Genomic DNA, 24,160 nt, shown 5'->3' with positions numbered 1-24,160 from the left:
TCCGGTCCTGAGCAGGGCCGGTGCCGGGTGGGGCGCGCAGGTGCGCCCCGCCATCCTTTCCTGTTACGGCTGGTGTTTCATGCACGCACGTCCCGTCGTTCCCGGCTTGCCGGCGCTGGTGTTGGCTGCCCTGATCGGCACCATGGCGATGATGTCCTTCGTCGCGGTGATCGGCCCGGTGGTCCGCATGCTCGGCCTGTCCGAGTGGCATGCCGGCCTGTCGGTTACCGCTGCAGGCGTGTTGTGGATGCTGGCTGCGCGCCCGTGGGGCCAGCTCAGCGACCGCATCGGCCGCAAACGCGTGCTGATGCTGGCGATGAGCGCCTACACCGTGGTCTATATCGCGCTGGCGGTGTTCATCGATGTCGCCCTGCAGGCAGTGCCGCCGGTGCTGGTGTCAGTGCTGGTGCTGGTCGGTGCGCGTGGCCTGATCGGCCTGTTCTACGCGGCTGTGCCTCCTACCGCAGCGGCGCTGATCGCCGACAAGGCACCCACCGGACAGCGTGCAAAATTCCTCGCCCGCCTGGGCAGTGCCAACGCGCTAGGCATGGTGCTCGGCCCGGCCGCCGCGGGCTGGCTGGCCTATACGAACCTGTCGCTGGCGCTGTACGTGGCCGCGCTGCTGCCGTTGCTGGCACTGGCATTGCTGGCCTGGCGCCTGCCGGCTACACCGCCCATGGTGGGCGCGTCCGCACAGCGTCGCACGCCGATGAGTCGCCTCGACCCACGCCTGCGCCTGCCACAGCTGGCAGCGTTCATCGCGATGGTCTCGGTGACCATCGCGCAGGTCACGGTGGGCTTCTTTGCGATTGATCGCCTGGGCCTGGATGCAGCAGCGGGCGCGCGCATGGCCGGCATTGCACTCACAGCGGTCGGCGTCGGCCTGATCCTGGCGCAGGCGCTGGTGATGAAGCTGGAGGCACATCCACGTCGCTGGATCGTCCTCGGCGCCCTGATTTCCGGCATTGGCTTTGCCTCGGTGGCAGGCGTGCAGCAGGCCTGGCAGTTGCCGGCGGCGTATGCGCTGGCCGCGTTCGGCATGGGCTTCGTATTTCCCTCGTTCCAGGCGCTGGCCGCCGACGCGGTGGAGGCGCACGAGCAGGGCGCCGCCGCAGGCACCGTGGCGGCCGCGCAGGGGCTGGGCATGGTGGCCGGGCCGATGCTCGGCACGCTGTTGTACCGCGGCGGGCCAAGCCTGCCTTACCTGCTGGTGGGCGCGCTGCTGCTGTTGCTGTGCGCGCTGGCCGCAGCGCATCGGATGAAGGAGACCCCATGAACGATTCCCTGATGCAGGGCACGTGGCCGGAGGCTGCGCCAGCACCACAGGAGAGCACCGACGACGCGCCGCTGTTCCTGCTGCAGCATGCCGGCCAGCACGTGCACGCCCGCGGTTGCCGCGCCACGTTGCCAGCCGGTGCACTGGCGACATTGGCAGAACGCGTTTCGGAGTTCTTTGCCCAGCAGCGTGGCGGCCCGGGCCTGCTGGTTGGCGCGGTGCCGTTCGAACCGCGTGCGGACGATGCGCTGTACCAGCCCGAGCGCCTGCTGCCGGCTCTGCCATTGCAGCCGCAGGCCGCACCGCCGCTGGACGGCGCCCTGCGGGCCGAGCCTGCGCCGCAGGACTATGCCGCTACAGTCGCTGCGGCAGTGCAGGCCTTGCGTGCGCCCGAGCAGAACCTGCACAAGGTGGTGCTGGCGCGCAGCCTGCTGGCCCGCACCCGCCAGGCACTGCCTCCGGATGTGCTGCTGGCACGCCTGGGCGCGGATCCCTCGGTGGCAACCTACGCGGTGCCGCTGCCGGTAGAGCCGGGTCAGGCGCCAGCCTGGCTGGTGGGGGCAACCCCGGAGTTGCTGCTGCGCAAGCGCGGCGCCCAGCTGTTGTCGCACCCGCTGGCGGGCTCCGCCCGGCGCAGCGCCGATGCTGCAGAGGACGAGCGTGCGGCGCAGGCGCTGCTGGCCTCGACCAAGGACCATGACGAGCACCGGCATGTGGTCGAGGCCATCGTCGAGGGCCTGGCGCCGTACTGCAGCCACATCGATGCACAGCCGCGCCCGGTGCTGCACGCCACCGCCAGCATGTGGCACCTCGGCACCCGCATCCACGCGACCCTGAAGGATCCGCAAACCCCTGCGGCCGAACTGCTGGCACAGCTGCACCCCACACCGGCGGTCTGCGGCACGCCGCGAATGGCGGCGCTGCAGCGCATCCGGGAACTGGAGCCGGTGCCGCGTGGCTTCTATGCCGGCGCGGTCGGCTGGCTGGATGCACAGGGGGACGGCGACTGGTACGTCGCGATCCGCTGTGCACGACTGCAGGGCGCGCAGCTGCGCCTGTACGCCGGTGCAGGCATCGTCGCCGAGTCGCAACCCGAGGCAGAGGTTGCCGAAACCGCAGCGAAGTTCGCTGCCCTGTTGAACGCGCTGGGTGTCCATGAATCCGCGCCCGCCATCGAGCCTGCCGCATGAACACCTCCACTGACGCTTCCCGCCTGCCACTGCAGCAGGTGTGGCCGGATGACCTGATGGCGCGCTATCGCGAGGCCGGTCACTGGCGTGGCGAGACCTTCCCGGCATTCCTGCGCGAGCGCGCGGAACGCTATGCGGATGACATCGCGGTGGTCGCCGGTGATGTCCGCCTGAGCTTCGCGCAGCTGTGGCATGAGGCCGGACGCATCGGCGCGGGCCTGCTGGCACTCGGCCTGCAGCCGGGCGAGCGGGTGCTGGTGCAGCTGGGCAACAGCGCGGGGTTCATCACTTCGGTCTGTGGCTTGTTCCGCGCCGGGCTGGTGCCGGTGTACGCGTTGCCGGCGCACCGCATCACCGAGCTGGTGCACTTCGCCAGCAAGGCCGAAGCCAGTGCCTACATCACCAGCGCACTGCACGACGGCTTCGATCACCGTACGTTGGCGCGGGCGCTGCAGGCTGAAGTGCCCGCGATACGTGAGGTGGTGATCGATGGCGATGCACAGGAGTTCACCGCACTGGAGACGCTGCAGGGCGACCGCGGCCAGTTGCCGGCCGATCCGGATCCGCAGTCGGTGGCGTTCCTGCAGATTTCCGGAGGCAGCACCGGGCTGTCCAAGCTGATTCCGCGTACCCACGACGACTACATCTACTCGTTCCGCGCCAGCAATGACCTCTGCGGCATCGATCGCGACAGCGTCTACCTGGTCGCGCTGCCGGCTGCGCACAACTTCCCGATGAGCTCGCCCGGCTTCTTCGGCGCGCTGTACGCCGGTGCCCGCGTGGTGCTCAGCCCGGGCCCCGGCCCGGATGCGGCCTTCCCGCTGATCGCACGGGAGCGGGTGACCTGCTGTGGGCTGGTGCCGCCGCTGGCGTTGCTGTGGGCGCAGGCCGCCGCCACCAGCAAGCATGACCTGTCCAGCCTGCAGGTCATGCAGGTGGGCGGCGCCAAGCTGGTGCCGGAAGCCGCGCGGCGGGTGATCGACGGCCTCGGCTGTACCTTGCAGCAGGTATTCGGCATGGCCGAAGGGCTGGTGAACTACACCCGCCTGGACGATCCGGAAGAACTGATCGTGGCCTGCCAGGGGCGACCGATCAGTCCTGACGACGAAGTGCGCGTGGTCGATGACCATGACCAGCCGGTGGCCGAGGGCGAGGTGGGGCATCTGCTGACGCGCGGCCCTTACACCATCCGCGGCTACCACAACGATGCGGTGGCCAATGCGCGCTCGTTCACCGACGACGGTTTCTACCGTACCGGTGACCGTGTGCAGCAGCTGCCCGGTGGCTACCTGGTCGTACAGGGCCGTGCGGGTGACCACATCAACCGCGCCGGCGAGAAGATCTCCGCCGAGGAGATCGAGGACCACTTGCTGGCACATCCGGGCGTGTTCGATGCGGCCGTGGTCTCCATTCCCGACGAGTACCTGGGCGAGCGCAGCTGCGCCTTCGTGATTCCGCAGGGCGAGCCGTTCAAGGCACCGGCTCTGAAGTCCTGGATGCGCGGGCGCGGCCTGGCCGCATTCAAGGTGCCCGACCAGATCGTGTTCGTCGACAGCTTCGATACCACCGCGGTCGGCAAGATCAGCCGCCGCGAACTGCGCGCGCAGCTGCGTGCGCGTCATCTGCAACAGACAGGAGGAACGCGCTGATGGCGCTGCCCCGTATCACCGATTACCCCTTGCCAACCGCCGCTGAACTGCCGCAGGCGCGTGGCCCCTGGCGCCCCCGGCGCGATCGTGTCGCGCTGCTGGTGCACGACATGCAGCGTTACTTCCTGGCCGTATTCGACGCTGGCAACGCGCCGCTGCGGCCGGCCGTGGACAACATCGCACGCCTGCTGGCGCATTGCCGCGCGCACGGCATTCCGGTGTTCTACACCGCCCAGCATGGCGACCAAGACCGCCGTGACCGTGGCCTGCAGGCCGACCTGTGGGGGCCGGGCATGCGCCGCAGCGCCGACCACGAGCCGATCATCGAGGCGCTGGCACCGCAGCCGGGGGAGCACGTGCTGGTAAAGCACCGCTACAGCGCGTTCCAGCGCAGCAACCTGGAGACGCTGATGCGGGTGCGGGGACGCGACCAGCTGCTGGTCACTGGCGTGTATGCGCATATCGGCTGCACCGCGACCGTGATGGAAGCCTTCCAGCGCGACATCGAAGCGTTCATTGCCGCCGATGCAGTGGCGGACTTTTCGCGTGCCGATCACGATCAGGCGCTGCACTGGATTGCGCGCACCAGTGGCGTGCCGATGACCACCGACCAGCTGCTGGAGGTGCTGTGATGGCTGCCACCGGTGGGGTGCTGGATCTGGAGCGGATGCGTGCTGACGTGGCGCGCGTGCTGGAGTGCGAGCCAGCAGAGATCGGTGACGACGACAACCTGATCGACCTGGACCTGGATTCGATGCGCATGCTCGGCCTGGTCCTGGCCTGGGGCAACACCGGCCTGCCGCTGGAGTTCTCGCAATTGGCCGAACACACCACGCTGCGCCAGTGGTGGAACGTGGTGCAGGCGCTGCAGGCCGCGCAGAACGCATGAACGCCGTCGCGCTGGCCACGCCGGTGGCATTGACCGAGGCCCAGGCTGGGCTGTGGTTCGCACAGCGGCTGGCACCGGACAACCCGTCATTCAATACCGCGCACGCGGTGTGGATCGACGGCCCGCTGGACGTGGCCGCGTTTGTCGCAGCGGCAGACCAGGCCGCGGTTGAGGCAGAGGCCTTCGCACTGCGCTTTGCCGAAGGCGCCGATGGCCAGCCGCTGCAGTGGCATGAGCCGGCTCACGTACCGCTGCTTTCGGTGCGTGATGTGTCCACCGAGGCGCATCCCGCCGCTGCCGCACGAAGCCTGATGCGCACTGACCGGTTGAGCCCGGTCGACCCCACCCGCGACCGGATCAGCCAGCAGGTGCTGCTTGAACTGGGCGGGCAGCGTTGGGTCTGGTACCTGCGCGTGCATCACCTGGCGGCCGATGGTTACGGCATGGCGCTGTTCACTGATCGCGTGTGCGCGTTGTATGCCGGTCGTACGGGTGAGCCTCTGCCGGGGCTGGCGGGGGTGCTGGCCGACGATGCTGCTTATCGTGCCGACCCGCGCCGCACGCAGGCCGGGCAGTGGTGGCGCGAGCACATGCAGGGGGCACCGGCGGGCGTGGGCCTGGCCGGTACGCTCGCGGCCAGTGACGACGCGCTGCGCTGGGTGCAGCCGCTCGATGCGGCATTCCGTGAGCAGCTTCTGCAGGCATCGGTACGTTGGTTGCAGGCTTGGCCGGACGTTCTGGCGGCGTTGTCGGCCGAGTACCTGCGGCGGATGAGCGCGGCCGATGAAGTGGTGCTGGGGGTGCCCCACATGGGGCGGCTCGGCAACGCGTCGGCGCGGGTGCCGGCGATGGTGATGAATGTGTTGCCGCTGCGCGTGGCGGCCGGCGAGGGCAGTGTCGAAGCCTTTACCCGCGGGTTGGGCCGGCAGCTCAGCCAGAGTCGCAAGCACGGCCGTTACCGAGGCGAGCAGCTGCGCCGGGACCTGGGCCTGGTGGGGGCGCAGCAGCGCCTGCACGGCCCGCTGGTGAATATACAGCCGTTCTACAAGCCGCTGGCCCTGCCAGGCGTGCAGGCGACGCTGGAGGTGCTGTGCACCGGGCCGGTGGATGATCTGACGCTGGGCTTCCGTGGCGACGGCAAGCACCTGCTGGACCTGGAGATCGAGGCCAGCCCCGCGCTGTACAGTCGCGAGGATGTGCAGGCGCACGCGGCGCGGCTGCTGCATTTCGTGTCGGCGGCACTGCAGGCTGACGACATCGCGGCCGTGCCGCTGGCCACCGTCGAAGAAGCGCAGCAGGTGGTGCATGGTTTCAATGGCACCGAGCACGCGCTGCCACCGACCACGTTGGTTGAACTGCTGCAGCAGGGCATGGACCGTGATCCGCATGCACCCGCGCTGGTCTTTGGTGTTTCCACGCTGGACTACGCAACACTGGAAGCGCGCAGTTTCGCACTGGCCGCACAGCTGCGAGCGATGGGCGTCGGCCCGGGCAGCGTGGTGGCGGTGGCATTGCCGCGCTCGCTGGAGCTGGTGATCGCGCTGGTCGCGGTGCTGCGCGCAGGCGCGGCCTATCTTCCGCTGGACCTTGCCCATCCCGATGAGCGGCTGGCGCGTATTCTCGCCTCGGCACAGCCTGTGTGCGTACTGGCTGCGTCTGAGGTTTCGGCGCGCATGGCTGGCGTACCGGTGCTTGCGCCGGAGCAGTGGACCGCGCTGAGCTTCGCCGCGCCGTGGGCCGATCCGGCGCCCAGCGATGCGGCATATGTGATCTATACCTCCGGTTCGACCGGCGAGCCGAAGGGCGTGGTCATCGAACACCGTGCCATAGTCAACCGCCTGCTGTGGATGCGCGAGCACTACGGCATCCGCGCCGATGACCGCGTGCTGCAGAAGACCCCGGCCACCTTCGACGTCTCGGTCTGGGAATTCTTCCTGCCGCTGCTGTGCGGGGCCACGCTGGTGGTCGCCGGGCCCGATGCGCACCGCGATCCCACTGAACTGGCGCGGCTGATCCGCGAGCATGGCATCACCACGGTGCATTTCGTGCCGTCGATGTTGGATGCCTTCCTTGCTGCACCGGCCTCCGAAGGCCTGCAGCTGCGCCGGGTATTCACCAGCGGCGAAGCGCTGGACGCTGCGTTGCGCGACCGCTTCCACGCGCGTGTGCAGGCAGAACTGCACAACCTGTATGGCCCGACCGAAGCTGCGGTGGACGTCAGCTACTGGCCGGCGTCGGCGCAGGATCATTCGCGGCCGGTGCCGATCGGGTTCCCGGTCTGGAATACCCGCCTGTACGTGCTGGACGCGCGGATGCAGCCGGTGCCGGTGGGCGTGCCCGGTGACCTGTACCTGGGGGGCGTCCAGCTGGCGCGTGGCTACCTGGGCCGCGATGACCTGACCGCCGAACGTTTCCTGGCTGATCCGTTCCTGGCGGGCGAGCGCATCTACCGTACCGGCGATGTGGCGCGCTGGCGTGGCGATGGCGCGGTCGAGTACCTGGGCCGCAGCGACCATCAGGTGAAACTGCGTGGCCTGCGCATTGAACTGGGCGAGATCGAGGCGGCACTGCGCGAACTGCCCGGCATGGAGCGCGTGGAAGTGCTGCTGCGCCAGGACGTTCCCGGCGATGCCCGGCTGGTGGCCTATGTGCCAACCGCGCTTGCCGACGCTGTGCTGCTGCGCAGTCATCTGGCCACGCGCGTGCCGGATTACATGGTGCCCTCGGCGTTTGTTGGTGTGGATCACTGGCCGGTGACCGCCAATGGCAAGCTCGATCGCAACGCGTTGCCGAAGCCACCACAGCATGAGGTCGCCGGGTTGGCACCGCGTACGCCGCTGGAACAGGAGCTGGCGGTGCTGTTCGCCCAGGCGCTTGGGCGTGAGGCGCCGGTGGCGGTGGATGCGGACTTCTTCAGTCTCGGCGGTGACTCACTGTCGGCGGTGCACCTGCTGCTGGCGATCGAACAGCGCTGGCGCTGCGACCTGGGTCTGGGGGCCTTGTTTGCCCAGCCCACCGTGGCCGCGCTGGCGGTTCGCATTGCCGAGCCACCCGCGCTGGCCGATCACGCACTGGGGCCGGTGATCGCGCTGGCCGCTGCCGAAGCGGCCGGGACCACGCCGCTGTTCGTGCTGCACCCGGCCGGTGGCATCGCCTGGAACTACCGCACCCTGGCCCGGGCACTGCAGCCGGCACGCCAGGTGTATGGCCTGCAGTCGCCGGCACTGGACGCGCGGCGGCCGCTGCCGAGCAGCATCGAGGCGATGGCCAACGACTACGTGCAGCGCGTGCTTGCACTACAGCCGAAGGGGCCGGTGCACCTGCTGGGCTGGTCGGTGGGGGGCATCCTCGCGCAGGCGATGGCGGTGCGCCTGCATGAGATCGGGCGCGAGGTCGGCGAGCTGGTGCTGCTGGACGCCTATCCCAGCGAGTGCTGGCGGGCCGAGCCGGAGCCCGATGCCATCGCCGCATTGCGCGCACTGCTGGCGATTGCCGGACATGATCCGGATGCGCATCCGGAACTGGACAGCCGCGAGCGCATTCTCGGCTTCCTGCGTCGTGGCGGCAGTGCGCTCGGCAGCCTGCCGGATGTGGTGCTGGATGGCGTGGTGCGTGCGGTGACCGGGACCAATCGACTGATCCGCGAACACATCCACCAGACGTTCGACGGCACGCTGGCGCACGTCCGCGCTGGCCGCGATCATCAGGCACGGCCACAGCTGCAGTCGGCGTTGTGGCGGACGCATGCGCGCAAGGTGCAGGCGCTGGAACTTCCGTTCCTGCACGCCGAACTGACCGGCCGCGATGCGGTGGCGCAGCTGGCACCGTGGTTGTCGGCGCGGCTGCGCCAATGGGACGAGCAACAGGAGATCGCAACATGCAGTTGACCGGTTTTGAAGGCCGCGTAGCGCTGGTCACCGGCGCATCCGGCGGCATCGGTGAGGCACTGGTACGGCTGTTGGCCGAGGCCGGCTGCACCGTGGTAGCGACCGATCGTGAGGCGCCCGTGGTAGTGGATGCGCGTGTGCAGGCGTTTGCGCTCGACGTGACCGACAGCGCGGCGGTGGACGCCTTGGTGGATCGTGTGGAAGCCGGCATCGGGCCCATTGGCCTTGCCGCCAGCGTGGCGGGTGTTCTGCACGTGGGAGCTGTTGCGGAGACCCCAGATGCCGATTGGCGTCGGGTGTTCGCGGTCAATGCCGATGGTGTATTCCACGTCGGACGGGCATTGGCACGGGTGATGTCACCGCGCCGCCAGGGCGCGATCGTCACGGTCAGCTCGAATGCTGCCGGTGTACCAAGGCACGGGATGGCGGCCTATGCGGCGTCCAAGGCCGCGGCCACGATGTTCACCCGCTGCCTCGGGCTGGAGCTGGCGCCGCTGGGCATCCGTTGCAACATCGTTGCCCCGGGTTCAACACTGACCCCGATGCAGACCGGCATGTGGCAGGACGAGCACGGCGCAGAACGCGTGATCGCCGGCAGCCTGGAGACCTACAAGGCTGGCATTCCGCTGCGCAAGCTGGCCACCCCGGAGGACATCGCGCACTCGGTGATGTTCCTGCTGTCCGAACAGGCTGGGCATGTGGCGATGAGCGACCTGTACGTCGACGGCGGCGCCACCCTGCGCGCCTGAGCCCCGACGGCCGCCTGCCGGCAATGGTAGTGCCGGCCGCTGGCCGGCAACCCACAGCCCCGGTAGTGCCGGCCGCTGGCCGGGAACCTCATTCAACTTCAGACATCTCCGAACATCTGTCGAGGCATGGCCTGACGTTCAACGCTCAACGATCGCTCCACGATGGGGCATGAGCAGCCATCGCCTCCGCCTGGGCCGTCACTCGATCATCGGCCAAGCCTGTGTTCTGACAACCACGACACACCAGCGCCGCCGGCTCTTTGAAAGCGAAGCTGCGGCAGCATGTGTAATCGACCAGTTTCATTGCATCGAGCGGCAGGGGCTGGTGCAGTCACTCGCATGGGTCGTCATGCCGGATCACGTCCACTGGATGTTCGAGCTGCGCGCAGCTCACCTTCCAGACATCGCGCGCCGGATGAAATCGTCGAGCGCGCTTGCCCTGAATCGCCTGGCGGGGCGTCGATGTACGGTTTGGCAATCTGGCTACTTCGATCACGCAGTGAGGGCCGAGGAGTCGCTGGCGCGGCAAGCGCTGTACATCCTGGGGAATCCGGTACGCGCAGGTCTTACCGAGCAGATTGGCGACTATCCGTATGCGTGGTCGGTCTGGTGGTGATGCCGGCCAGCGGCCGGCACTACCAGTGCCTTCGAGCATAGCGGTTGCCGGCCAGCGGCCGGCACTACCCGATGCAGTCAGGGTAGCGTGAGGCGGTACACCAGCACGCGGTTGTCGTTGTCGTACGGGCTGTCGCAGGCCTGGCCCTGCATGCGGCAGTGCCGGGCGATGAAGTCGTTGTCGTTGCCGATCAGCAACAGCACGTCGTTCGGGTGCTGCGGGTCCAGCGCCGGCAGCACGTCCATGGCTTCCCACTTCTCTGACAGCAGTCCGGCATGCGGGCCGCGCTTGGTGTCCAGGTCCAGCCCGGCACGGGCCAGCTGCGGGCGGTCCAGCAGGTTCAGCAGTTCGTCGCTACGTGCGGGCACGATACCGTCCTTCAACACGGTGTCCGCCGGGTCGGCCAGCACCGAGGCCGTACCGGACTCATGGTTGCTTCCCGCCAGGTTGCTGGCATCGGCCAGATCCACCAGCAGCACAGATTTGTAGACGATCGGGTCGTCGCCGTCCTTGCCCAGCCCGTTGCCATCGCGGGCCAGCAGCAGGAAGCGGGTGGCATCCAGCGCACGCAGCTCACTCTGCGCGGCGGTACGGTCCAGTTTGCCCTTGCCGTCGTGTGCATAGGTGGGCAACGCCATCACGTAATGGCCGATCGGCTGCTGTGGCGTTGGCGAGGTTGTCACGTCGTAGACCAGCACACGGGTGTTGATGCGACCGGCCGCATTGCCCTGTGCGCTGTCCTGCAGCGTCGCGCTCTGCAGGGCCACGAACAGGCGGCTGCCGTCGGGCGAGAGGCCCATGCCTTCCACGCCCTGGTTGTTGCGGCGCCCAGTCTGCGGCGGCGCCAGCGAACCGAAGGCGGGCTTGCCATCGCGCTGGGGACGGATCGCAGGCGGTGCAACGATCACGCCCTGCAGCTGGCCCTGTGCATCGAAGTAGTAGACGTTGGCGGTGTACTCGTCGCCGATGTAGAAGTGGCCATCGGCGGTGAACTGCAGCGATTCCGCGTCCAGCGAAACCTTGCCCGCACCGGCGCCGCTGGCCGGCGAGGGCAGCACCACCTCGCGCTGGGTGATCGTGTGGTCGCCCGGGTCGGCGCCGGTGAAGGGCCGGCCGTTGAAGTCCTTCAGAACCACGCCCTTGTCCGGCACCATCGTCAGCGTGCCCAGCGCACCGGGCTTGCCCGGGATGACGTCGATACGCAGCTGCATGCGCTCCACGCGGCCGGTGTAGTCGTAGAACAGGCCGGCTTCGGGATCGTTGCGGCCACGGTCGGGCAGGGTCCACAACACGCCTTCGTAGCCGTTGGCGGTCCGTTTCCAGGTGCCGGGCTGCACCGCCAGCGACGAGAACGAGCCCAGCGTGTCGCCAAGGAAGTCCACCGTGCCGGCCGGCAGCCGCCCGGCCGCGACCAGCCCCTTGTCCACGTAGGTGCGGCCACCCAGTTCCAGCGTGCGGGGTGGTGCACCGCTGGCCTCATGCGGGGCGGAGTAGCCGCTGGCGGAGAGGGTGGCCAGCAGCAGGGCGGTCGCGAGCATCGGTGGACTCCGGGCGGTCAATCAGAAGCGAAGGTCGATCGTACCGAACACCTGGCGCGGTGCCGAGGCATGGAACACGTACAGCTTGCCGGACGGATCGCTCGGTGCGAACACGCTCGAATCCAGGTTGCTGGCGTAGCGCTTGTTGGTCAGGTTGGTCACGTTGAACGACAGGCGCATGCCCTTGGCGAAACCGACCTGGCCGAAGTCATAGCCACCGGCCAGATCGAACACGGTGAAACCGCCGAACCCCTGGTCGTTGGTGTAGGTGTAGAAGCGCTCGCCGGTGTACTTGCCACGCAGGCTGGCGAACCAGCCGTTGTCACGCCAGGTGATCTCGGTGGCCAGCAGCTGTTTGGGCGTATCGGTCTGGATCTTGCCCTTGATCTGCTGCTCGACGCCTGCCTGCACGTAGTTGGACGCATAGGTCGAGCGGTTCAGCGAGGCCGAGGTGTACCAGCTGAAGTGCTCGTTCGGGGTCCACAGCACGGTCAGCTCGGCGCCACGGCTGTCGACGCCGCCGACGTTGTAGAAGCGGTTGCCGCAGGTCGGGCCGACCGGCTGCCGCGAGTCGCAGGGGTTGTACTGCAGCAGGCGGTTGTCGAAACGCACGCTGTAGGCCGCGATCGAGGCCTGCAGGGTGTCGGTGACGAAGCGGTAGCCGGCCTCAAGCGAACGGGACTCTTCCGGCTTCAGGTCGCCCTGTGCGTTCCAGGTGGCCTGGCTGACCGCCTGCGGGCCCAGCTTGAAGCCGCCCTGGAACATGGCGATGTTCTCGGCGTAGCTGGCGAACACTTCGTGATGCTCGGCCAGGCGGAAGTTGGCACCCACGCTTGGCAGGAAGTTCTTGCTGGCCTTCAGCGAGCCGGTGGCGAACTGATTGTTCGAGGTCGGCGAGATCGGCGTCTTCGCGTCGCCCGGCAGCGCCTGTGCGTCGGAGGTGGCATGCGGGCTCTTGGCGCCGAACTCCAGGGTGAGGCGATCGTCGAGCAGGCGCCAGGTGTCCTTCAGGAAGAGCTGATGGGTCTTCCAGCGCGTGCGCTGGGCGAACACGCCGACGTCGGAGGGCAGGGTGTTCATGCCACTCAGGTCGCGCGGGCCGTCCACGGCGGTCTGGTAGCGCTCGGCGCTGCTGGTGTTGCGCTCGTACCAGACGCCGCCCTCGATGCGGTGCGCACCCAGTTCCCAATCGAACGACAGCGTGCCGCCATCGCGGTCGATGGTATAGATCGTGTTGCGGAAGATGATCGGGATTTCCTGCGCGGTGCCCTTGTTCGACCACGCGCCGCTGTTCCAGTTGTGGCCTTCGCCGCGGTCGTCGTGGTGGTAGGCCAGGGCACGCAGGCTGAAACCATCGGCCAGGAAGAAGTCACCGGCCAGGTAGTACAGGTTGTCATCGCGCAGGATCTGCCCGGCGGTGAACGCACCGTCGGCATCCTTGTCCGGGCCGCTGTTGTCGCACTTCTTCGCGTTGAAGCTGGCGGTATTGCAGTAGGCCTTGGCCACGGCCTTGTTCCAGTCCGGCGCATAGCCGCCCCAGTCCCAGCCCAGCCCGCGCGACATCTCGTCCTTGGACAGGTAGAAGTAGTCCGCCTGGGTGGTGCGCGAGGTATCGACGAAACCGGTGATCTGGCCGCGGCCGAAGTTCCACACGCCCTTGGCATTGAACTGCTTGGTAGTGGATTTGTTGTAGGCGGTCTGGTCATTCCACAGATCGGAGACGGCATTCATGCCGGAGACGTAGCCGGAGAAGCCGTTGTACTCGCCGCTGTCCACGCGCACGAAGGTGCGGCGGTTGGCATCGCTGCCGAAGGTCTGCACCACGCGGCCGCCGAGCTCCTGCGCCGGGCGGTCGGAGGTGTACGAGATGGTGCCACCGAGGTTGCTGGTGGACGGCGTGCCAAGGCTGCCGATGCCCACCGCCAGTTCCGCGCCTGCCATGTTCTCGCTGATCAGCGCACGGTTGATGGTCAGGCCGTTGTAGTTGTTGTACGCACCATCGCCCAGCGGCACACCGTCCAGCGTGTAGCCGAGGCGGGTGGAGTTGAAGCCGCGCAGGCTGAGCGTCATTGACTGCTCGTTGGTGCCCAGCGCATCGGCCGACTGCGCGTTGACGCCCGGCAGCAGGTTGAGGGTCTTCTGCAGGCTGGTGCCCGGCGGCAGGATGTCGAGATTCTCGCGGGTGATGCGCTGCACCTGGCGCGCTTCACCGCTGCCGATCACCGAGACCGCATCGAGGGTGGTGGCGGAGGGCGTGCTGGAGGTCGGGGCAGCATCCTGCGCCCAGGCCGCGGGAGCAAGCGCGATCGACAGCGCGGCGGCCAACAAAGTCTTGGTCATGTTGCAGACACTCAGGCAGGCACGAGCCACCGCGCTGGCGCGGAGCTCATGGAATTGAAAAGGGGAGACAAGCGATGCGACCGCAGGCGCTGCAGGCGCCGCGGGTCAACGTGAAAATGGTGCGCTAGACAGATGACTGTCTGGTGACATGTCTGTAGTGCCGGCCGCTGGCCGGCAGCCCATCAATCGGTTGCCGGCCAGCGGCCGGCACTACCCCTTCGGTGTCTGGCGCGGCTTGCGCGCGCGCTTCGGCTTTGCGGCATCTGCGCCGCTGGCGGCGCCATCCTGCAACGCCTGCAGCCAGGACAAGGTGTCCACGTAGTCGATGAAGTGGCGCAGGTAGCCGGGGCTGGTCGCCTGCATCGTGTCCAGCATGCGTTGCACCAGCACCGCCGAGTTCAGCGGGCCGCCGTCGGCGGGGGCCTCGGTGCGCAGCGAGCGGCGTACCTGCAGTTCGCTGCGCAGCTCCGACCACTCGCGCTGGACCTGCTGCAGCATCGGTACCTGCGGATAGTGCGGCAGCGACCGCGACCCCGCATCGAGGTCGCGCACCAGTGCGCGCAGGCCTTCGAGTGCTGGCGGCTTACTTGGCATCCGTGGCCTTGGGCTTGGGAATCGGTGCGATCTCCACGCGACGGTTGCGTGCGCGGCCTTCCTCATTGGCGTTGGAGCTGACCGGCTGCTCGCTGCCGAATGCGGCGGCGAACACGGCATCGGCCGGTACGCCATCGGCGATCAGGGTGCGGGTCACGGTCAGCGAACGCTGCGCGGACAGCTCCCAGTTGTCGGCGAAGCGGCGGTTGCCTTCGCGCACGGGCGCGTCATCGGTGAAGCCGCTGACCATGAGGATTTCTTCGCGACTGCCCAGATAGACGGCCAGCGGTGCCGCCAGGCTGCGCAGCAGCTCCTGGCCTTCCGGCTGCAGCTGGTCGGAGTTGAGCGCGAACAACACGCTGCCGCTGATGCCGATGCGGCCGTCGACCAGCGTCACGCGACCGGCAGCCAGCGGGCCAGCCAGTGCCTGTTCGAGCGTCTGCAGGCGCTTGGCTTCGGCCTGGCGCTGCTTCACTTCCTGGTCCAACCGCTGCGACAGCTCCAGCTGCACCGCGACCACACCCACCAGGATCAGCACGAACGCACCCAGCAGCACCGACATCAGGTCGCCGAAGGCGGCCCAGATCGGGGCGTGTGAGCCGCCATCGACCTCCAGCTCGTCGCTCATGCGCTGCCGGCCTTGCCGCGGCGCGTGGCCAGCTGCTGCAGCTCTTCCATCACCTGCTTCTGCGACAGCAGGCTGAGGTCGACCACCTCGCGCGCCTGCGCCACGTAGTAGGCCAGCTGCTCATCACTGCGGGCCAGCGAGGCATCCAGTGCGCCGCCAATCTGTTCCAGGCGGCCGGACAGCTCGGCCGAGGCCGTACCGAACTGCTCGACAGCGGAACCGAAGGTGCTGGCCAACTGGCCCACTTCACCGGCGCTGCCGTTGAGCGCTGCGGCGATGCCGTCCAGCTTCCCGGTCTCGGCGGCGATATGGTCGGTGAAGCGGTTGCCGACGCGCTCCAGCAGCTCGGCCGATCCGCCAACCAGCGCGTCCACGGCGGTGCGCTGTTCGTGCGAGGCATGGTTGATCGCATCGAGCAGGGTCTGCACGGTGGCCAGCAGGCGACCGCGTTCTTCCAGCATCGCGTTGTCACGCACCAGGCTTTCAGAGAGCGTGCTGCGCAGTTCGTTGATGACGTCGGCAGCCGCTTTTGGTGCCGCCGCCGCGGTCTGCAGCAGGGTGGACACTTCGGCCAACGTGGCGCTGGCCTGCGCACGACCGTTCTCGCCGATCTGCTGAGCGGTGGCGGCCAGCGTGTCGCAGACCTGCTGCTGCTGCGCAGCCAGGCGTTCGCCGTTGGCCTGCAGGCGCTCGGCCAGGTCGGAGGAAACGTGCTGCAGGGCATCGCTCCAGCGCTGCAGGCGTTGTTCGTCGCCGGCCTGCAGCTGCGCCTGCAGCGTGGCGTGGGCCTGCTGCAGCTCGGCGCTGACCGCGTCCCAGCGCGCCTGGCGCTGTTGTTCACGGCGGTCCAGGCTGGCCTGCAGTTCGGCGTGTGCGGTCGCGGCGGCGGCCTGCGCGGCCTGCCAATCCTGCGCGCGCTGCTGTTCGTGGTCCTGCAGCAGCGACTGGCTGGTGCTGTGGCGCTGCTCCAGTGCCTGCAGCAACGCCTGCGCATGCTCGTCCAGCTGCTGGCCGGCCGCCAGCAGCGCCTGCTGCTGGCGCTCGACCAGCGCGCTGTTCAGTGCCTGCTGCTGCTCGATGGCGGCGCGCCAGGCCTCGGCGTTGCCGTTGGCATCGGCCTGCAGGCGCTCGCCGATGCGCGCGACGAGTGCTTCGGCCTGCGTGCCCTGGCCATCGCTGAAGGCCTGCAGGTGCTGGCGCAGATCGTCCACCAGGGCCTGCTGTGCCTGGCTCTGTTCACTCACCACCTTTGCCCAGCTGGCTTCGGTCGCAACGCGGCTGCGCTCGAAACCGTCGCTCAGGCCAGCCAGCTGCCGCTGCACAGCCTGCTCGACGCGAGCGTTCAGCGCTTCGCCATGGTGAGCCAGACCGGCCAGGGTGGTTTCGGCCATCGGCTGAAGCGCGCCACCGATGGCGGCGGCACTGGCTTCGGCGCCTTCACGCAGCGACTGCTGCAGCGAGACCGCCAGGCGCTCCTGCAGCGCCTGGCTCTGGGTCAGGAACTCGGCCTGGCCGGCCAGCAGGCGCTCGTTGGCGGCCGTGCTGTGCTGCTCAAAGGTCTGCGTCATCACCTGCAGGCGGTCGACCAGCGCTGGCAGGGCGGCGGACTGCACCTGCAGCAGGCGCAGCGACTCGGCGCGCTGCCAGGCCTGCGAGTAGGGATGCAGGTCGCCTGCAATGGCCCGGTCCAGCTGCTGCAGGGCCTGCAGCCGATCCCGACGCAGCAGCGCCGCCAGCAGGCCGAGCATGGCCGAGCTGGCCACACCGGCGATCGAGGTACCGAATGCCACCGCCAGGCCCTGCACCGGCGAGGCAAGCGAGCCGCGGATGGCGGCCATGTCGGTCGCGCTCTGCAGGGCCAGTCCGGTGCCACGCAGCGTGTCCATCATGCCCAGCAGGGTACCGAGCATGCCCAGCAGCACCAGCAGGCCGACCAGGTAAGGAGTCAGCACCGGCGCGGGCAGGGCGGTGCGCTCGCCTTCCACGCGCAGTCGCACGGCGTTGCGCAGGCCCACCGGCACGCGCTCCAGCCAGGGGGCGAGGGTTTCCTTCGCGCTGGACAGGTCGTTCAGTGCGGTGCGCAGGCCGTTGCTGGCCTGGCGGTAGCGGTACAGCTCCATGCCACCGGCGATGTAGCAGGCCGCGATGATCGCCGCCACCGCTGCACCCAGCGGATGCACCGAAACGTAGCCAATGCCGATCCAGCACACGGCCAGCAGGCCGACAAGGAAGACAACGACATGGAAAGCAGTTCTGGACATGGTGTTCCGGTCAGTGGGAGCGCAGGGCGTCTTGCAGCCCTTCGATCGGGTGGAAGCGCAGCTGCAGCTCGGCGAGCAGCAGGGTGCGCATGTCATGGCGGAAGGCCGCGCGCCAGCCGGGCTGGCCGTGCACGCGTTCAAAACGGGTGCCGAGCACGGCCGGCGCAGTGGCCAGCAGACTGTGCTCGCGCGGGGTGAGGGTCTGTTCCATCACCGCATCGACCTCGGCCAGCCGCGCCAGCTCGGGCGAAACCTGCACCAGCTGGTCGCGCAGGCGGCCGCGCAAGCGCCCGGTGGCGGTCTGGATGGCCTGCTGCAGCACCCGATAGCGCTGGCGCAGCGAGGCAAAGTTGGGTGCAGCGGCGGCTTCGGCCAGGTCCAGCAGGCGCTCGGCCTCGGCATCCTCGCGGATCGAGGCCAGCAGGCTGGCGTGCGCCTGCACGCAGTCGGCCAGTACATCCTCGACCGCTTCGGTGGCCTCACCCGGTTCGGGCAGGCGTCCGCCGAGCGCCCCGGACAGGGCCACGGCACGGCTCCAGTCCACCCACTGGCCGAGGCGATCGGTCAGGGCGGGACTGCTGGCCGGCATCGCGCCGTCGCTGAGACGGGCGAGCAGGCGGAGGAACTCCGGTCCACCCAGGACCGGCTGCGCTGCGTTCGCCATCAAGGGGTGAGGGGCCAAAAACCGTTGATTTTACAGCCAGATGACCCCGGCTGGATGAAGGCCGGGCCGGGGTGGGGCACCTGCAGGCGCGACAAGGCTTAGAATGCCCGGCTGCACCCATCCGTTCGACCCCTGGAGTTCCCCAATGACCGTTGCGCAGTTCTACCCGATCGGCACCCCCGGACAGCCCTGGGGCGACGCGGAACGCGCACAGTGGCGGGCCCGCCAGCAGCGCCAGCGCAGCTACCAGGAGGACGTGGTGGCCGCGCTTGAGCGCCTGGATGACAGCGTCTTCGACGTGATCCAGTACGGCCAGCTGGACTATGCACCGGACCACTACCCCTTGTTCGCCGTGGTCAACCACGACTGGAACCCGGCGCTGCCGACCGCGCTGATCACCGGTGGCGTGCATGGCTACGAGACCAGTGGCGTGCACGGCGCCCTGCAGTTCCTGGAACAGCAGGCCGAGCGCTACCTGGGCCGGCTGAACCTGATCGTGGCGCCGTGCGTCAGCCCGTGGGGCTACGAGCGCATCCAGCGCTGGAACCCGGATGCCATCGACCCCAACCGCAGCTTCCGTGACGGCGGCCAGATCGAAGAAGCCGCCGCGCTGATGCGCTGGGTGGCCGAGCGCAGGCCGAACCTGCTGGTGCACCTGGACCTGCACGAGACCACCGACAGCGACCTGCACGAGTTCGACCCGGCCCGCTGCGCCCGCGATGGCAAGCCGTTCGAGCGCGACACCATTCCGGATGGCTTCTACGTGATCGGCAACAGCGAAGATCCGCAGGCCGAGTTCCAGAAGGCATTGATCACCGCCGTGGCCCCGGTCACCCATATCGCCCCGGCCGATGCCGAAGGCAACCTGGTCGGCCTGCCGCTGCAGTCGCCGGGCGTGGTCTGGGGTGAATCGCGTTCGATCGGCGCCTGCGCCGGCTTCACCGACGCGCGCTTTGCCACCACCACCGAGGTCTACCCGGACAGCCCGCGCACCAACCCGCAGGAATGCAACGACGCCCAGGTGGCGGCGGTGTGTGCGGGCCTGGATTTCGCCCTGGCGGCGCAGTAGCGCGCCACGTTCCGGGCAGCGACCGGCATCAGCCGGCGCCTTTCTTTCGCCGGTGAGGTGGCCACAGCCGGCGAAGCCGACGCGCGGCAACCTGCAAACACATCCAGATCGTGCTGGTACACCCCGCTGTTGACCGCGAACAGGCCCAGCAGCGAGTGGAAGAGGTTGTCGTGGCTGTGCGCACGGTGCAGGGCATTCTGGTGCAGGCAGGCCAGGTCCAGGCCTGCGTTGCGGCTGAATTCCGGTGAGAACCACATCACCATCGGCACTTGGGTCTGCTCGCGCGGGGCGATGAAGTAGGGCGTGCCGTGCAGGTACATCCCGCGTTCGCCCAGCGACTCGCCATGGTCGGACACATAGATCAGTGCGACATCACGCTGGTCCGCATAGCCCTGCAGCAGGTCGATGGCCTTGCCCAGCAGTTGGTCGGTGTGGACCAGAGTGTTGTCGTAGGTGTTGACCAGCGCCTCGTTGCTGCAATGCTGGATCTGGTTGCTGTCGCAGGTCGGGCTGAAGGCCCGCGACGCTGCGGGATACCGTTCAAAGTAGGTCGGCCCATGACTGCCGAGCTGATGCAGCACGATCAGGGCGTCGCCGTTGATGGCATCGATGCGTGCGCCGAGCTGGTGCAGCAGCACGTCGTCGTAGCAGGTGCCGTCGGCGTTGACGCACTGGCCGGCCACCTTCAGCGCAGGCATGTCCTCGGTCGGTACGCGTTCGCACACGCCCTTGCAGCCGCCGTTGTTGTTGTTGCGCCAGAGCACGCTTATGCCGGTGCGCTGCAGGATGTCGAGCACGTTCTCCTCGGTTGCGGCGCGCACGTCGTCGTACTGGCCTCGGGTCATCTGCGAGAACATGCACGGCACCGAGATGGCCGTGGCGGTTCCGCATGAGGAGACATCATTGAAGCTGATGACGCCTTCCTTGCGCGAGAGCCGGGGATTGGTCGCGCGTGGGTAGCCGTTGAGCTGGAAGTTCTGTGATCGCGCGGTCTCGCCGACGACCAGGATCACCAGCTTCGGGCGCGGGCCCGGCATTCGCCGTGCGTCCATGCCGATCGCGCGCAGCGGTTGCTGGCGGGTGCTGTAGAGGCTCTTCAGGTAACCGTGGGTATGCCGCACCACGTTCAACGGCAGCACCTGGTCGCGGATGTAGGGGTTGTTGCGAAGCAATGACGAATAGTCCTTGTAGAACGCAAAGCCGATCGCCAGCAGCACCATCATGGAGACCAGGACGTTGACTGGCCACACCAGCAGCGAACGTATCGAGCCCGCCCCGCTGGCGGTGCGCATCAGGACGAGCCCGGTCGCGGGCAGCACGCCCAGCGCCAGCAGGGTCAGCAGCAGTGGCAGCGACAGATAGGCGTTCAGTTCGGCCTGATTGGTCTCGAGCACGTTCTGCACCATGCTGCGGTCGATCAGCACGTTGTAGTGCAGCATGAAGTAGCTGCAGGTGGCGCTGATGACAACGAGCAGCACCAGCAGCGGCCTGCGCAGGAACGGCAGTGCCAGCAGTGGCGTCAGCAGCAGGTTGAACAGGCAGAACAGCACCACCGGCAGGCTGGCCAGGAACAGCACGCCGCGCAGGCTGTTGAGGTCGATCAGCCCCCACAATGTCTTCCAGAGGGCGATGTTTCCAATCGTGGTGAAGAACAGTGCGGCGGCCCAGACCAGAACGATCGGATGGAGCCGGGGGAAACGGAGGCATTGACGCACGAGCAGGTTCCGCGGAACAGGAGTGCGCGCAGTATCGAAACGGCTTTATCAGGAAGTTGTCAGGATTGCCGGGCTAGCCCAGCAGGATCACGCCCCACACTGCGCCGACCATCAACAACGCGGTGGTCTGCGCGGCGCTACCCATGTCCTTGGCGTTCTTGGACAGCGGGTGCTGCTCCAGCGAGATGCGATCAACCACAGCCTCAATCGCGGAATTCAGCAGTTCCACCAGCAGGCTGATGAAGCAGACCGCCAGCACTATCGCGCGCTCGACCGTGCTGATTTCCAGTACGAACGCTGCAGTGATCAACAGTGCGTGCAGAAGCAGCAGCTGACGAAAGGCGGCCTCCCCGCGGAAGGTGGCGATGAAACCATCGCGCGAATGGATGAGGGTGTGGAAGATGCGGCTCAGACCGGTCTTGCCGTGCGGGTACTTGCCGCTGTCCTTGGGGTGCTGCATGCCGTTTCCGCCGTGAAGTAAGCAATCCCCAGCATGTGCACGCGTGCGTCAGGAAACCGTCAGAGCGGCCACTCCAGGCTGAACCGGCATCCCCGCTGCGAGGAATGCACCGTCATCCTCCAGCCCAGGTGCCCGACGATGCGCTGTACGATCGACAGCCCCAGTCCCTCGCCACTGTGCGGGCTGCCGGGCAGGAAACGCTGGAACTGCTGTGGGTCGATAGTAGAGGGCAGGCCGGGTCCCGTGTCGGCGATGATGAGTGCGGTGTCGTGGAGGGTGATCCGTACTTCGCCCCGATCGGTGTACTGGCAGGCATTGCGCAGCAGGTTCCAGATCACGCTGTGCGCCAGATCGGCGTTGGTGTCCAGCACGGCTTCGTGCCGGGCATCAAGCGCAACGATCACCGGCTTGCCGGAAATCCAGGGCTGGCAGCGCTCCATGCAGGATTCGATCAGCGGGCGCAGGGCCACCTTGTTGTGCGGCACGGTACTGGGGTCGCGTGAGAGCAGCAGCAGGCAGGTCAGCTGGCGCTGCATCTCCTGGGTGGTGCGCAGGATGCGCTCGGCGCTGGGAACCAGGTGGCTGTCGGCCGGAAGCTGGCAGGCGAGCGTCTCCGCAGCGCCGCCGATGATGGCCAGCGGGGTGCGCAGCTCGTGGCTGGCATCGCCGCTGAAGCACTGTTCGCGATGCAGGAACCGTTCGAGCTCGTCACTGTGTCGGGCGAAGGTGCGGGCGAGTACACCGATCTCATCGCGCGCGTCCTGGTAGGGAAAAGGCTTCTGGCCGTCCTGCACCGCGTCCGCCAATCGCGTGATGGGTGCGATGACGTGCGTCGCTACCTTGCGGCCGATCATAAAGGCGCCGAGCACGCAGATCGAAATGACCAGTGCCGCAAAGGCATTGATCAGGTGTTCCAGGTAGCCATAGGGTGCCGCGTCCTGCAGCAGGTAATATCGTTGGCCGCCACTATCGAACACGCGCAGGTGCCACTCGTTGGGGGCCTCTTCGCCGTGATAGCCCGGACCGTATTGGCGCAGCACGACAGGCACGTCGTGGGCATCGAACAGCTGGGTCCCCGGTGGCAGGGCGGGGCGTTGGCCGCGAACCAGCGCGGCCTGCAGCCGTTGCACTTCGCCGTGCTGTGTCCGCGCGACGACAGCAGCCCGCACCTGATCGTAGTCGACCTGTTCGGCCAGAACGATGAAACCCATGGCGCCGGCCATCGACAGCACGAACGAGATCGTGATGCGGGTACGCAGGCTCAGGCGGCGGTAGAGGGAGGCAGGGCTCACGTCTGCATGCGCCAGCCGACGCTGTGCACGGTGGTGATCAGCGCGGTATCGAAGCTGCGGTCCACCTGCAGGCGCAGTTCATGGATGTGTGTTCGCAGCGCGCCGCTGTCCGGTGGTTCGTCGCCCCAGACCAGGTATTCCATCTCCTGCTTGCGTACCACGGCCGGCGCCGCGCGCACCAGGCACATCAGCAGCTTGTGCGAGGTAGGCGTCAGTGCGATGCAGCGACCCTGCCGCCAGGCCTGTGGCGAGCGCGTGTCCACCTGCAGGTCCTTCCACGCCAGCACGCTCTGGACCTGGCGACCCTGCGCCCGTCGTACCAGGGCCTTGATCCGCGCATCCAGTTCCGTCAGCGAGAACGGTTTGACCAGGTAGTCATCCGCGCCCAGGGCCAGGCCCTGCACGCGGTCTTCGACCGGATCGCGCGCAGTCAGCATCAGGATCGGTACCGGGTTCTGGAACTCCTGGCGCAGCTTCTGGCACAGCGTCATGCCGTCCAGCCGCGGCAGCATCAAGTCCAGCAGGATGGCGTCGTAGTCGTGCTGCGTGGCCCGGCGCAGTCCGCTGGCGCCGTCGCGGGCGTCGTCCAGTACGTAGCCCAGCGGTTCAAAGAAGGCATACAGATTGGCAACCAGCTCGGGGTTGTCTTCGATGATCAGCAGGCGGGTCATGGCGTGCGTCCTTGCGCGTGGCCGAACTCTGCCCGATCTCTTGCCGGATGCCAATGCCCTGGCTGAATGGATCGCAATCGGCAATCGGCAATCGGCAATCGGCGCTCAGCGCCCTCAAGCGACGTTCAATCGGCCGGGCTGCGTGAATCACGGATCGAATAGATCACCGAAAAGATCTTCCAGCCCTGTTCGGTGCGGATCAGCTGCCACATTTCCTTGCCCCAGTTGGTCTTCACCCCATCGTCGTGGAAGCTGTAGTCGAACGACACCGAGGCCACGTCGCCGTCTGTCTCGATCTTCGTGTTGGAGAACTTCTCCTCCTTCGGCTTCGGCGAGGCCACCGCTCCATCAATCAGCGCGATGAAGTTGTTGGCGGGAATCTGCCGCGCCTTGATCGCATCGGGCTTGGCCTTGCGGATGTCCTGCAGGCGCGCGTCCTCGGAAACATACTGCCAGCCGATGTCTTCCGGCTTGTCCGAAAAGAACAGGTCCATGTAGGTCGGCTTGTCCTTGTTGATCAGCGAAGTACGGAACGATTCAACCACCTGTTCGATGGCCTTGACGTCGGCGGGGGCGTTCTGCGCGGCGTAGGCCGGCAGGAACGCCGCGAGAGAGAGGGCGAGGGCGGCGAAGCGTGCACGTGCGTTGGGCATCATGGGTTCCTGAGAAGAG

20 protein-coding genes are annotated in these 24,160 nt (G+C 67.6%); 9 read left to right on the top strand and 11 right to left on the bottom strand.

Going from position 1 to position 24,160, the window contains the following annotated elements; all coding sequences use genetic code 11:
* Positions 1-79: 79 nt before the first annotated feature.
* From ACZK29_RS12320 to ACZK29_RS12285, 8 genes are all read left to right on the top strand, one after another.
* The gene (locus ACZK29_RS12320; protein ID WP_478446089.1) at positions 80-1,276 is read left to right on the top strand and encodes an MFS transporter; all 1,197 of its coding nucleotides are present in this window, start codon (positions 80-82) and stop codon (positions 1,274-1,276) included.
* Positions 1,273-2,466: an isochorismate synthase gene (locus tag ACZK29_RS12315; RefSeq protein ID WP_111203834.1), complete on the top strand. Its 1,194-nt coding sequence runs from the start codon at positions 1,273-1,275 to the stop codon at positions 2,464-2,466. Before ACZK29_RS12320 ends, ACZK29_RS12315 begins: the two co-directional genes overlap by 4 nt.
* Positions 2,463-4,115, top strand: a complete 1,653-nt coding sequence (locus ACZK29_RS12310) for a (2,3-dihydroxybenzoyl)adenylate synthase (protein WP_478446088.1) — start codon at positions 2,463-2,465, stop codon at positions 4,113-4,115. Before ACZK29_RS12315 ends, ACZK29_RS12310 begins: the two co-directional genes overlap by 4 nt.
* Positions 4,115-4,747 (top strand): isochorismatase family protein, encoded by a 633-nt coding sequence (locus ACZK29_RS12305; RefSeq protein ID WP_478446087.1) that lies wholly within the window; start codon positions 4,115-4,117, stop codon positions 4,745-4,747. Before ACZK29_RS12310 ends, ACZK29_RS12305 begins: the two co-directional genes overlap by 1 nt.
* Positions 4,747-5,004 carry a phosphopantetheine-binding protein gene (locus ACZK29_RS12300; RefSeq protein WP_164146751.1) on the top strand — a complete coding sequence of 86 codons (258 nt, stop codon included), beginning with the start codon at positions 4,747-4,749 and terminating at the stop codon, positions 5,002-5,004. The genes ACZK29_RS12305 and ACZK29_RS12300 overlap by 1 nt, the downstream gene beginning before the upstream one ends.
* On the top strand, positions 5,001-8,891 hold the full coding sequence (locus tag ACZK29_RS12295) for an amino acid adenylation domain-containing protein (RefSeq protein WP_478446086.1): 3,891 nt from the start codon (positions 5,001-5,003) through the stop codon (positions 8,889-8,891). Before ACZK29_RS12300 ends, ACZK29_RS12295 begins: the two co-directional genes overlap by 4 nt.
* A complete protein-coding gene (locus ACZK29_RS12290) occupies positions 8,882-9,640 on the top strand; it encodes a 2,3-dihydro-2,3-dihydroxybenzoate dehydrogenase (protein WP_478446085.1) in 759 nt (252 codons plus the stop codon). Before ACZK29_RS12295 ends, ACZK29_RS12290 begins: the two co-directional genes overlap by 10 nt.
* A 169-nt stretch (positions 9,641-9,809) precedes the next feature.
* Positions 9,810-10,256 carry an REP-associated tyrosine transposase gene (locus ACZK29_RS12285; protein WP_478446084.1) on the top strand — a complete coding sequence of 149 codons (447 nt, stop codon included), beginning with the start codon at positions 9,810-9,812 and terminating at the stop codon, positions 10,254-10,256.
* A 77-nt stretch (positions 10,257-10,333) separates the two neighbouring features.
* Here the strand turns inward: ACZK29_RS12285 and ACZK29_RS12280 are convergent, their stop codons facing one another.
* The 6 genes from ACZK29_RS12280 to ACZK29_RS12255 form a co-directional block, all read right to left on the bottom strand.
* Positions 10,334-11,794, bottom strand: a complete 1,461-nt coding sequence (locus tag ACZK29_RS12280; RefSeq protein WP_478446083.1) for an esterase-like activity of phytase family protein — start codon at positions 11,792-11,794, stop codon at positions 10,334-10,336.
* Positions 11,795-11,815: 21 nt separating this feature from the next.
* Positions 11,816-14,134, bottom strand: a complete 2,319-nt coding sequence (locus ACZK29_RS12275) for a TonB-dependent receptor (protein ID WP_478446082.1) — start codon at positions 14,132-14,134, stop codon at positions 11,816-11,818.
* A gap of 210 nt (positions 14,135-14,344) precedes the next feature.
* Complete coding sequence (locus ACZK29_RS12270; protein WP_343126075.1) at positions 14,345-14,794, bottom strand: DUF2894 domain-containing protein; 450 nt, start codon at positions 14,792-14,794, stop codon at positions 14,345-14,347.
* Positions 14,718-15,356: an OmpA family protein gene (locus ACZK29_RS12265; protein WP_478446081.1), complete on the bottom strand. Its 639-nt coding sequence runs from the start codon at positions 15,354-15,356 to the stop codon at positions 14,718-14,720. Before ACZK29_RS12265 ends, ACZK29_RS12270 begins: the two co-directional genes overlap by 77 nt.
* A complete protein-coding gene (locus ACZK29_RS12260) occupies positions 15,353-17,617 on the bottom strand; it encodes a DUF802 domain-containing protein (RefSeq protein ID WP_111203824.1) in 2,265 nt (754 codons plus the stop codon). Before ACZK29_RS12260 ends, ACZK29_RS12265 begins: the two co-directional genes overlap by 4 nt.
* 10 nt (positions 17,618-17,627) lie before the next feature.
* Complete coding sequence (locus ACZK29_RS12255; RefSeq protein ID WP_111203823.1) at positions 17,628-18,281, bottom strand: DUF3348 family protein; 654 nt, start codon at positions 18,279-18,281, stop codon at positions 17,628-17,630.
* 145 nt (positions 18,282-18,426) lie between these two features.
* Between ACZK29_RS12255 and ACZK29_RS12250 the strand changes: the two genes are divergently transcribed.
* Complete coding sequence (locus tag ACZK29_RS12250) at positions 18,427-19,350, top strand: M14 family metallopeptidase (RefSeq protein WP_111203822.1); 924 nt, start codon at positions 18,427-18,429, stop codon at positions 19,348-19,350.
* On the opposite strand, the gene eptA is transcribed toward ACZK29_RS12250, so the two are convergent.
* The 5 genes from eptA to ACZK29_RS12225 form a co-directional block, all read right to left on the bottom strand.
* Positions 19,254-21,065, bottom strand: coding sequence for a phosphoethanolamine transferase EptA (eptA, locus tag ACZK29_RS12245; protein WP_478446080.1), 1,812 nt, complete (start codon positions 21,063-21,065; stop codon positions 19,254-19,256). The genes ACZK29_RS12250 and eptA overlap by 97 nt on opposite strands.
* 73 nt (positions 21,066-21,138) lie before the next feature.
* Entirely contained in the window at positions 21,139-21,525 is a 387-nt protein-coding gene (locus ACZK29_RS12240) for a diacylglycerol kinase (RefSeq protein ID WP_111111375.1), read from the bottom strand.
* A 59-nt stretch (positions 21,526-21,584) separates the two neighbouring features.
* On the bottom strand, positions 21,585-22,817 hold the full coding sequence (locus ACZK29_RS12235; RefSeq protein ID WP_459046899.1) for an ATP-binding protein: 1,233 nt from the start codon (positions 22,815-22,817) through the stop codon (positions 21,585-21,587).
* The gene (locus ACZK29_RS12230; RefSeq protein ID WP_111203819.1) at positions 22,814-23,488 is read right to left on the bottom strand and encodes a response regulator transcription factor; all 675 of its coding nucleotides are present in this window, start codon (positions 23,486-23,488) and stop codon (positions 22,814-22,816) included. Before ACZK29_RS12230 ends, ACZK29_RS12235 begins: the two co-directional genes overlap by 4 nt.
* 125 nt (positions 23,489-23,613) lie before the next feature.
* The gene (locus ACZK29_RS12225) at positions 23,614-24,144 is read right to left on the bottom strand and encodes a Cif family virulence factor (protein WP_459046898.1); all 531 of its coding nucleotides are present in this window, start codon (positions 24,142-24,144) and stop codon (positions 23,614-23,616) included.
* Between the last annotated feature and the right edge of the window lie 16 nt (positions 24,145-24,160).

This window comes from Stenotrophomonas sp. 89682_Sma, assembly GCF_056481405.1.
Note: the sequence above shows the minus strand (reverse complement) of the source record. Positions and strands in the feature narration are given on the sequence as shown.

Coding starts and splice junctions, on each gene's coding strand:
- ACZK29_RS12310 (WP_478446088.1), top strand. CDS start 2,463: ATGAACACCTCCACTGACGCTTCCCGCCTGCCACTGCAGCAGGTGTGG.
- ACZK29_RS12240 (WP_111111375.1), bottom strand. CDS start 21,525: ATGCAGCACCCCAAGGACAGCGGCAAGTACCCGCACGGCAAGACCGGT.
- ACZK29_RS12320 (WP_478446089.1), top strand. CDS start 80: ATGCACGCACGTCCCGTCGTTCCCGGCTTGCCGGCGCTGGTGTTGGCT.
- ACZK29_RS12225 (WP_459046898.1), bottom strand. CDS start 24,144: ATGATGCCCAACGCACGTGCACGCTTCGCCGCCCTCGCCCTCTCTCTC.
- ACZK29_RS12290 (WP_478446085.1), top strand. CDS start 8,882: ATGCAGTTGACCGGTTTTGAAGGCCGCGTAGCGCTGGTCACCGGCGCA.
- ACZK29_RS12305 (WP_478446087.1), top strand. CDS start 4,115: ATGGCGCTGCCCCGTATCACCGATTACCCCTTGCCAACCGCCGCTGAA.
- ACZK29_RS12260 (WP_111203824.1), bottom strand. CDS start 17,617: ATGTCCAGAACTGCTTTCCATGTCGTTGTCTTCCTTGTCGGCCTGCTG.
- ACZK29_RS12295 (WP_478446086.1), top strand. CDS start 5,001: ATGAACGCCGTCGCGCTGGCCACGCCGGTGGCATTGACCGAGGCCCAG.
- ACZK29_RS12280 (WP_478446083.1), bottom strand. CDS start 11,794: ATGCTCGCGACCGCCCTGCTGCTGGCCACCCTCTCCGCCAGCGGCTAC.
- ACZK29_RS12255 (WP_111203823.1), bottom strand. CDS start 18,281: ATGGCGAACGCAGCGCAGCCGGTCCTGGGTGGACCGGAGTTCCTCCGC.
- ACZK29_RS12285 (WP_478446084.1), top strand. CDS start 9,810: ATGAGCAGCCATCGCCTCCGCCTGGGCCGTCACTCGATCATCGGCCAA.
- ACZK29_RS12230 (WP_111203819.1), bottom strand. CDS start 23,488: ATGACCCGCCTGCTGATCATCGAAGACAACCCCGAGCTGGTTGCCAAT.
- ACZK29_RS12270 (WP_343126075.1), bottom strand. CDS start 14,794: ATGAGGAAGGCCGCGCACGCAACCGTCGCGTGGAGATCGCACCGATTC.
- ACZK29_RS12300 (WP_164146751.1), top strand. CDS start 4,747: ATGGCTGCCACCGGTGGGGTGCTGGATCTGGAGCGGATGCGTGCTGAC.
- ACZK29_RS12315 (WP_111203834.1), top strand. CDS start 1,273: ATGAACGATTCCCTGATGCAGGGCACGTGGCCGGAGGCTGCGCCAGCA.
- ACZK29_RS12275 (WP_478446082.1), bottom strand. CDS start 14,134: ATGACCAAGACTTTGTTGGCCGCCGCGCTGTCGATCGCGCTTGCTCCC.
- ACZK29_RS12265 (WP_478446081.1), bottom strand. CDS start 15,356: ATGAGCGACGAGCTGGAGGTCGATGGCGGCTCACACGCCCCGATCTGG.
- ACZK29_RS12250 (WP_111203822.1), top strand. CDS start 18,427: ATGACCGTTGCGCAGTTCTACCCGATCGGCACCCCCGGACAGCCCTGG.